Below are 3,284 nucleotides of genomic sequence, written 5' to 3' on the forward strand. Positions count from 1 at the left end.
ATTGGCGGTCAGGATATGAAGTGTCTGCGCATGAAAGACGGCGCAATCACTTCAATTCAGTTAAACGAAGCTTGTTCTGCCGGCTGTGGTTCATTCCTTGCAAATTTTGCAAATTCAATGAATCTCGACATAAAAGAATTTGCGCAAAAAGCTCTTCTTTCTAAAAAGCCAGTCGATTTGGGTTCCCGCTGTACTGTATTTATGAACAGCCGTGTAAAGCAGGCTCAGAAAGAAGGCGCTACAATCGATGACATTTCTGCCGGACTTTCATATTCGGTAATCAAAAATGCGCTTTTTAAGGTTATAAAATTGCGCCGTGCCTCAGAAATCGGAAAAAAAGTTGTTGTTCAGGGCGGAACTTTTTACAATGATGCCGTTCTCCGCGCTTTTGAGAAAATTTCCGGTGTCGAAGTTTTCAGGCCGGACGTCGCAGGTTTGATGGGCGCTTACGGTTCAGCATTGATTGCCTACGACCAGTGGTGCGATTTGACAGCTCCAAAGCCTGGACAGGAAAAAAACTGGACTCCTCCAAAGGTAGTTTCAAACATTGCGACTCCAGAACAGCTTGATTCATTTAAGGTTGAGCTTGAGCTTACTCGTTGTGGCGGCTGCCAGAACAACTGTCTTCTTACAATCAATACATTTACCGCAGGAAACGACAAGCGCCAGTTTATTACAGGAAACCGCTGCGAAAAAGGTCTTGAACGCCATAAACTTAAGGACACAAAAACTGTTGACGGCTCAAACAAAGAAAACACCGGTGTTGAAGAATCTTCCATTGAGCTTCCAAACCTCTTTGACTGGAAATACAAACGCCTTTTCAACTATTATGTTCCTCTAAAACCGGAAGATGCTCCTATGGGAAGCGTTGGAATTCCTCGCGTTCTCAATATGTACGAAAACTATCCGCTTTGGTTTNNAGTTTTCACAAAATTGGGATTCCAGGTAAAACTCAGTCCTCGCTCAAATAAAATGATTTATGAACGCGGAATTGATTCCATTCCGTCTGAATCTGTATGTTATCCGGCAAAAATCAGCCATGGCCATATCGAGTCGCTCTTAAAAATGGGATGCAAATTCATATTCTATCCTTGCATTCCTTACGAGAAACAGGAAGATGCGGGCGCCGGAAATCATTACAACTGTCCGGTTGTAACTTCATATCCGGAAGTTTTAAAACACAACCTTGACAACGTAATAAATTCAAAAGATTTGCTCTTTTTAAATCCGTTCCTGCCGATTTACGACAAAACCCGTCTCAAAGAGCGTTTTTATGAAGAAATTCACACTTATTATCCGGTTTTGACAGAAAAGCAGGTTTACGATGCCATTGACGCCGGCTGGATTGAGCAGGAAAAGTTTAAGGCGGACACTCAGACGGCGGCGGAAGAAGCGCTTGAGCAGCTTGTTGTAAGCGGCGGAAACGGAATTGTTCTTGCGGGACGTCCTTATCACCTTGATCCGGAAATCAACCATGGAATTCCGGAAATGATTCACGGACTTGGCCTTGCTGTCTTTACAGAAGATTCAGTTGCGCATCTTGGTTCTGTTGAGCGTCCTCTTCGCATAGTTGACCAGTGGGTTTACCACAACCGTCTTTACCGCGCCGCCAATTTTGTCGCAGGAATGCCGAACCTTGAGCTTGTGCAGCTTACTTCTTTTGGCTGCGGTCTTGACGCTGTAACAGCCGACCAGGTTGATGAAATCATGAAGGCAAAAAGCCGGATGTACACTCTCATAAAGATTGATGAAGGCTCAAACCTTGGAGCCGTAAGAATCCGTATCCGCTCTCTTATTGCCGCCGTAAAAGCCCGTCAGCGTTCTCGAAAAAAGGTGACGATAAAATCTTCTGCTTACCAGCGCGTTGTGTTTACAGAAAAAATGAAGGACGAATATACAATTCTCTGTCCTCAATTGTCGCCGATTCACATGAGGCTTCTGGAAGCGGCGTTCAAGTATTCTGGCTACAAGCTTGTTGTGCTTGATGCGGTCGATCCAAAAGCCGTAGACGCCGGACTAAAATATGTAAATAACGACGCCTGCTATCCGTCGATTCTTGTCGCCGGCCAGATGATGCACGCGCTCGAAAGCGGAAAGTACAATCTCAACAAAACCGCCCTTTTAATCACGCAGACTGGCGGCGGCTGCCGCGCTACAAACTACATCGGTTTTATCCGCCGTGCCTTGAACGATGCAGGCTGGGGGCAGATTCCTGTAATCTCTCTCAATACAGTCGGACTTGAAAAAAATCCGGGCTTTAAGTTTACTTTGCCGCTTGTTCACCGCGCAATGATGGCTGCTTTTATCGGCGACCTTTTTATGCGCGTTCTGTACAGAGTCCGTCCTTACGAAGCTGTTCCAGGAAGCGCAGACGCTCTTTATGAAAAATGGAATGAGAAGGTTACAAAACAGTTAAAATCGCTTTCAATTTTGGGCTATCACAGAATGATCCGCGGAATTGTGCGTGATTTTGACAAGCTTCCGATTCTTCCGGTTAAAAAGCCTCGGGTTGGTGTTGTAGGAGAAATCCTTGTAAAATTCCATCCGACAGCAAACAACGACCTTGTAAAAGTAATCGAAAATGAAGGCGCGGAATGTGTAATGCCGGATCTTATGGATTTTGTCTACTACACAATGGCCGATGGAAAATTCAGGCACGAAGAGCTCGCGTTCCCTAAAAAAGAAGAAAAAACCGGAAAACTGATTATTAAGCTGTTGAATTTCTACAGATATTACATAAACCGCTGCCTAAAACGCAGCCGCCGCTTTACAACTCCGACCGACATTTGGGAGATGATGAAATCAGTTGAAGGAATTTGCCAGATTGGAAACATAAGCGGAGAAGGCTGGTTCTTGACCGCAGAAATGATTGAGCTTATTCATTCCGGGGCGCCTTCAATTGCCTGCGTCCAGCCTTTTGCCTGCCTTCCAAACCACATTACCGGAAAAGGCATGATAAAAGAGCTGAGAAGGCATTTCCCTCAGTCGAACATCAGCGCAATCGACTATGACCCTGGAGCTTCGGAAGTAAACCAGCTGAACCGCGTAAAGCTTTTGCTTTCTAATGCGCCGATTGGAAAAAACCCGGACGAAATGAAAAACGGAAAAATTTGGACTAAAAAAGGTCCGGTTGATCCGGTTTTGCAGTATGCTTCTGGCGGAAGCCAGTTTGTTGACGATGATCCTGTCGACGCAAAAAATCTTGTGCCGGCAACAACTGCCGACTAAAAGCGCATTGGCAGAAATCACGCGCGGGCAAGACAAAAAAGTTTTCGAACGGGCAG

Annotated in this window: 1 protein-coding gene; it reads left to right on the forward strand. The window is 45.4% G+C overall.

The features are described from left to right. The gene (locus B3Y13_RS09500; RefSeq protein ID WP_422664337.1) at nucleotides 1-3,228 is read left to right on the forward strand and encodes an acyl-CoA dehydratase activase-related protein; all 3,228 of its coding nucleotides are present in this window, start codon (nucleotides 1-3) and stop codon (nucleotides 3,226-3,228) included. The last annotated feature ends 56 nt before the right edge of the window (nucleotides 3,229-3,284 follow it).

Source organism: Treponema sp. UBA7567 (genome assembly GCF_002476655.1).
Classification (GTDB): Bacteria; Spirochaetota; Spirochaetia; order Treponematales; family Treponemataceae; genus Treponema_D.